Origin of the sequence: Myxococcus sp. CA039A, from assembly GCF_013336645.1 — a bacterium.
Classification (GTDB): domain Bacteria; phylum Myxococcota; class Myxococcia; order Myxococcales; family Myxococcaceae; genus Myxococcus; species Myxococcus llanfairpwllgwyngyllgogerychwyrndrobwllllantysiliogogogochensis.
Genome location: NZ_JABUMQ010000496.1, coordinates 1 through 5,508, shown reverse-complemented (window position 1 = coordinate 5,508; position 5,508 = coordinate 1). Strand labels below are relative to the sequence as shown.

The 5,508-nt window shown below is 68.4% G+C and carries 5 protein-coding genes; 3 read left to right on the top strand and 2 right to left on the bottom strand.

The genetic code is table 11. The annotated features are described in order from the left end of the window. Both treZ and HR086_RS44295 read left to right on the top strand, forming a co-directional pair. Positions 1 to 1,877: malto-oligosyltrehalose trehalohydrolase (gene treZ, locus HR086_RS44300; RefSeq protein WP_174468649.1), on the top strand; the 1,877-nt coding region annotated here is incomplete at its 5' end. After that, positions 1,874 to 3,892: an amylo-alpha-1,6-glucosidase gene (locus tag HR086_RS44295; RefSeq protein ID WP_174458591.1), complete on the top strand. Its 2,019-nt coding sequence runs from the start codon at positions 1,874 to 1,876 to the stop codon at positions 3,890 to 3,892. The genes treZ and HR086_RS44295, both read left to right, overlap by 4 nt. A 7-nt stretch (positions 3,893 to 3,899) precedes the next feature. On the opposite strand, the gene HR086_RS44290 is transcribed toward HR086_RS44295, so the two are convergent. Both HR086_RS44290 and HR086_RS44285 read right to left on the bottom strand, forming a co-directional pair. Beyond that, a complete protein-coding gene (locus tag HR086_RS44290) occupies positions 3,900 to 4,664 on the bottom strand; it encodes a Stp1/IreP family PP2C-type Ser/Thr phosphatase (protein WP_141642395.1) in 765 nt (254 codons plus the stop codon). A 90-nt stretch (positions 4,665 to 4,754) separates the two neighbouring features. Next, on the bottom strand, positions 4,755 to 5,132 hold the full coding sequence (locus HR086_RS44285; RefSeq protein ID WP_174458592.1) for a DUF192 domain-containing protein: 378 nt from the start codon (positions 5,130 to 5,132) through the stop codon (positions 4,755 to 4,757). 17 nt (positions 5,133 to 5,149) lie between these two features. Here HR086_RS44285 and HR086_RS44280 point away from each other — a divergent pair. Beyond that, a partial coding sequence (locus HR086_RS44280; protein ID WP_141642393.1) for a tRNA (cytidine(34)-2'-O)-methyltransferase occupies positions 5,150 to 5,508 on the top strand: 359 nt, incomplete at its 3' end.

Below are 5,508 nucleotides of genomic sequence, written 5' to 3'. Positions count from 1 at the left end.
GGCCGGCGGGGGGAGACAGCACTCACTTCCGTGTGTGGGCGCCACGCAGGCGCAGTGTGGAGGTCGTGGTGAAGGGAGGCTCCCGCCCGCTCCCACTCGCGGGGGACGCCCAGGGCTATTTCGAGGCCGTGCATCCGGTGGCCGTGGGGGCGCTGTACAAGTACCGCCTGGATTCGAGCGAGGAGTTCCCAGACCCCGCGTCGCGCTTCCAGCCCGAGGGCCCGCATGGCTTCAGCGAGGTCGTCGACGCGTACGCGCACCCGTGGACGGACGGCGACTGGAAGGGCGTGTCCTGCATCCGGGGGCAGGTGCTCTACGAACTGCACCTGGGCGCCTTCACGCCCGAGGGGACGTACAGGGCGGCCATCGCCAAGCTGCCGCTGCTCAAGGAGCTGGGCGTCACCTGCCTGGAGTTGATGCCGCTGCACACGTTCCCCGGGCGCTTCAACTGGGGCTATGACGGCGCGCAGCTCTTCGCGCCCAGCGGGCAGTACGGCCGGCCGGAGGACCTGCGCGCCTTCGTGGAGGCCGCGCACGCGCTGGGGCTCGGCGTGCTGGTGGACGTCGTCTACAACCACCTGGGGCCCGACGGGAACTACCTGGCCCAGTACTCACCGGACTACTTCACCCGCAAGTACGAGAACGAGTGGGGCGAGCCGACGAACTTCGACGACGGCGCCGCCGCGGGCCCCAGCCGCGACTTCTTCATCCAGAACGCCTGCGCCTGGGTCGCCGAGTATCACTTCGACGGGCTCCGCCTGGATGCGACGCAGGCCCTGTATGACGACGGGCCGTGCCACATCGTCCAGGAGCTGACGCGCGCCGTGCGCGAGGCCGCGGCTGGCCGCGGTGTGCTCGTCATCGCCGAGAACGAGCCCCAGGACGAACTGTGCGTGAGGTCGGTGGAGCGGGGCGGCTGGGGCACGGATGCCCTCTGGGTGGATGACTTCCACCACTCCGCCCGTGTCGCCGCCACGGGACGCGCGGAGGCCTACCTCCAGGACTATCGCGGCACCGCGCAGGAGCTGCTGTCGTGCGCGCTGCGCAACTCGCTCTATCAGGGGCAGTACTACCGCTGGCAGAAGAAGGCCCGAGGCAGTCCACTGCTGCGCGTGCCCGCGAGCGCGTGCGTCTTCTACCTCCAGAACCACGACCAGCTCGCCAACATGCTCCAGGGCCAGCGGCTGCACCGCATCTGCGGCGAGCGACTGGCGCGCGCGCTCACCACGCTGTGGCTGCTGCTGCCCCAGACGCCGCTGCTCTTCATGGGCCAGGAGTGGTTCGCGAACTCCCCCTTCTTCTACTTCGTGGACCACAAGCCGGAGCTGCAGCCGTTGGTGCGCAAGGGTCGGGACCAGTTCCTCGGCCAGTTCGAGAGCGCCCGTCACGCGCTGGAGCACGAGGGCTACGTGGAGCACGTGGACGAGAAGGCGTTCACCCTCTCCCGGCTCGATTGGAGCGAGCGCGAGCGCCACACCGGGCCGCTCACCCTGCACCGGGAGCTGCTCCGACTGCGCCGCGAGGACTCCGTGCTTGCCCGGCAGGACAGCGGCCAGCTCACCGGCGCGGTCCTCTCCCCGCTCGCGCTCGTGCTGCGCTACTCGGGCAGCGAACAGGAAGGCGACCGGCTGCTGCTCGTCAACCTGGGGGGCGAGCTGGAGCTCTCTCCGTGCCCCGAACCATTACTCGCACCACCTCGGGATGAAGGGTGGCGTCTTGGACTGTCGAGTGAAGAGGTTCGATTCGGAGGTGCAGGGTCTTGCTCACTGGAGTCACTGAGGGTCGAGACGTCGTGGCGCGTACCGGGGATGACCGCCCTGTGGATGACGAGCACCGGGAGGAGCGGCCAGGGGCTCGGCCCACAGAAGGCCGGATGAGCCGGGTGCGCGGGCTGCCGGAGCTGAAGTTCGCATGGCCGGTGGGAGCGCCGGCCATCGAGGTGCTCGGACGGGAGTGGCTGATGACGAACGGCCTGGGGGGCTATGCGTCCAGCACCCTGGCGGGGGTGAACGCGCGCCGCTACCACGGCCTCTTCATCCCCACCCTGCCCGAGCGGGGCCGCACCGTCATGCTGTCCCGCCTGGTGGAGACGGCCCGGGTGGAGGGGCAGACGTGCCGACTGGACGGCGAGGTGCGGGCGGACGGCGCGCTGATGGGGGACGCCTCGCTGCTGCGCTCCTTCCGGCTCGACGGCCTCATTCCCGAATGGGAGTACGTCCTGGGCGCCTCCCGTCTGCGTCGCAGGCTGGTGCTGGTGCACGGGGAGAACACGCTCTTCATCGAGTGGGCGCACCTGTCCGGCCCTCCGGTGAAGCTCCGGCTGCGGCCCTTCCCGGTGTTTCGAGTGCACGAGCACGACTTCCCGCACGACTACTGCCAGCCGAAGGTCATTCTCCAGGGAGAGCGCATCGAGATGCAGGCGGCGAAGGATGCGCCTTCGCTGCGGCTGCGGCTGTACGGCGATGGCATCGTGCCCTTCGTGGCGATGCCTGAGATTTCCTCACCCCTGCTCTACCGGACGGAGCGCTCCCGGGGGATGCCCCACATCGAGACGCAGGCGAGCCCTGGCTACTTCGAGTGCACGGTGAGGCCAGGCAGTCGCCTGTCGCTCGGTGCCACGGTGGATGACTGGGCGCTGTTGGACCGGGACCCGTCCATGAGCTTCGACATGGAGCGCGAGCGCGAGTGGCGCCTGCTGGAGCGCGCGCCCGTGGCGGCGAGGACGGGCACGGCGGCGCGCCTGGTCCTCGCGGGCGACCAGTTCATCGTCGACCCCATGCGTCCGCGCGACGATGCGTGGGCCCGGGCCATTGGCGAGGATGCCCGCAGCGTCATCGCGGGCTACCCCTGGTTCACCGACTGGGGCCGCGACACGATGATTTCGCTGGAGGGCCTGACGGTGTCCACGGGGCGCTTCCGTGAGGCGGCGGCGATTCTGCGCACGTTCCGTCACCACGTGAAGGACGGGCTGTTGCCCAACCTCTTCCCGGAGGGAGAGGCCGACGGGCTCTACCACACGGCCGACGCGACGCTCTGGTTCTTCCACGCGGTGGACCGCTACGTGACGGCCTCCGGGGACCTGGAGCTGCTGCGGGAGTTCTACCCGACGTTCGAGGACATCGTCCGCAGGCACCAGCAGGGCACCCGCCACAACATCCGCATCGACCCCACGGATGGGCTGCTGACGCAGGGCGAAGAGGGCTACCAGCTCACCTGGATGGACGCGAAGGTGGACGGCTGGGTGGTGACGCCCCGACGCGGCAAGGCCGTGGAGCTCAACGCCCTGTGGTTCAACGCCATGCGGCTGATGGCGGAGTGGGCCGCGCTCCAGGGACTGGACGGGACGCCCTACGCGATGGCCGCGCAACAGGCGCAGGACTCCTTCAACCGGCGCTTCTGGAACCCGGCCGAGGGGTGCCTGTTCGACGTGGTGGACGCGCAAGGGGGCGGCAATGACGCCGCCGTGCGGCCCAACCAGATTTTCGCCCTGTCTCTCAAGTACCCGGTGTTGAACCCGGACCACTGGTCGGACGTGCTGCGCAAGGTGGAGACGGAGCTGCTCACCCCGGTGGGGCTGCGCTCGCTGGCCTCGGACCACGACGACTACAAGGCCACGTATGACGGAGACCTGCGCGCGCGTGACGCGGCGTACCACCAGGGCACGGTGTGGAGCTGGCTGATTGGCCACTACGTGGACGCCGCGCTCAGGGTTCAGCCGGCCCGCGCGCACGTGCGTGACGTCATGGAGGGCCTGGAGACCCACCTGAGACAGGCGGGCGTCGGCCAGGTCAGCGAAATCTTCGACGCCACGCCCCCCTTCAGGCCAAGGGGGTGCATCGCCCAGGCCTGGGGAGTGGCCGAGGCGCTGCGGGTCTTCCTGCGCATCGCCTGACGTCGGGTCAGGCGGGGTGGTAGCGGGCGAGCACGCAGGTGACGTTGTCGTTGCCGCCCGCGGCGTTGGCCATGTCGATGAGCTGCGAGCACGCCTTGTCCAGCTCGGGCGTGCGGCCGAGGATTTCCTGCATCTGGGGGTCGGTCACCATGCCGCTCAGGCCGTCCGAGCACAGCAGGAAGACGTCGCCCGGCTGGGGGTCCACGCGGGAGACGTCCACCTGGACGTTCTCCTTCATGCCCAGGGCGCGGACGATGACGTTCTTGTGCGGGAAGTTTTCGACTTCCTCGGGCGAGAGCTTCTTCGCCTTGAGGTAGTCGTTGAGCAGGGAGTGGTCCTCGGTGATCTGCTTGAGGGCTCCAGCGCGGAAGCAGTACACGCGGCTGTCGCCCACGTGCCCGACGTACGCGACGTCGCTGGCGAAGTGCACGCTGACGATGGTCGTCCCCATGCCCTTGTACTTCGACTCGCTGCTGGCCTTCTCGAAGATGCGCGCGTTGGCGAGCTTGATTCCGGTGGCCAACCGGTTCTCGTCATAGTTGCGCTGTTTGTCCATCTTGAAGGGCCAGGTGCTGTCCTGGTCCTTGGAGGTCATCTTGTAGAACTCACCCAACTCGTCCACGGCGATGCGACTGGCGATCTCTCCTGAGGAGTGCCCGCCCATCCCGTCCGCGACGATGAAGAGGTGCTCATCGGGCAACATGAGGAAGTTGTCCTCGTTGTGGTTCCGCTTCATCCCGACGTGGGTGCTGCCGGCTACCTCGATGCGCATGCGCGGGGACTCTTCTAAGGGGACGAGAAACTGGCGGCGCACGTTAACAAAGCGCTCGGAAAACGGTCAAAAGACGTGCTCTTGGTGCGGTCAGACAGGGGACACCGGGGCAGGGGAGGCAGGCTCGAAGCTCAAGCGGTCCCCTTCCTGGGTGCCGCTCGCGGCCAGGACGCCCGCGGGCAGTTCCAGCACGGAACGGGCCTGGAAGTACACGGAGGTGGCCCTCCAGGGCGGCAGCGCCATCATCTGCTTGACGATGCGGCCCTGGGCGTCCAGGAAGGCGACGTCAATGGGGATGCGCATGAAGAACGTGTGGATGGAGTTGCAGGGCTGGATGTGGAGGCCGTCGCCCATGGCGAGCTCCTGGCGCCCCATCAGTCCCTTGAAGCGCTGGGCGAAAGAGGTGGCCTTCTCCGCCCGGTCCGCCAGCGGCTTCTGCCGCGTCTCGTTGGTCACCTTCCAGCGCATGTAGCGCGTTCTACCCCATGCTCGAGCCCCTGGCGCGTCCTCTGCATCTGGTTCTGGTCTCCCCCCAGATTCCCCCCAACACCGGCAACGTGGCCCGCCTCTGCGCGGTGACGGGCTGCCGGCTCATCCTGGTGGAGCCCCTGGGCTTCTCCATCGATGACCGGAACCTCAAGCGGGCCGGGTTGGACTACTGGGACAAGGTATTTCTACGGCTGTACCCGACTTATGAGGCCTACGTGGCGGCGTATCCGGACGCGCGGCGGTGGCTGTTCTCGGCGCGGGCGGAGCAGACCTTGTACGAGGCGCGGTTCGAGGAGGGGGACCATCTGGTGTTCGGCTCGGAGGTGACGGGGCTGTTGCCGGAGGTGATGGAGGG

Coding starts and splice junctions, on each gene's coding strand:
- HR086_RS44295 (WP_174458591.1), top strand. CDS start 1,874: ATGAGCCGGGTGCGCGGGCTGCCGGAGCTGAAGTTCGCATGGCCGGTG.
- HR086_RS44290 (WP_141642395.1), bottom strand. CDS start 4,664: ATGCGCATCGAGGTAGCCGGCAGCACCCACGTCGGGATGAAGCGGAAC.
- HR086_RS44285 (WP_174458592.1), bottom strand. CDS start 5,132: ATGCGCTGGAAGGTGACCAACGAGACGCGGCAGAAGCCGCTGGCGGAC.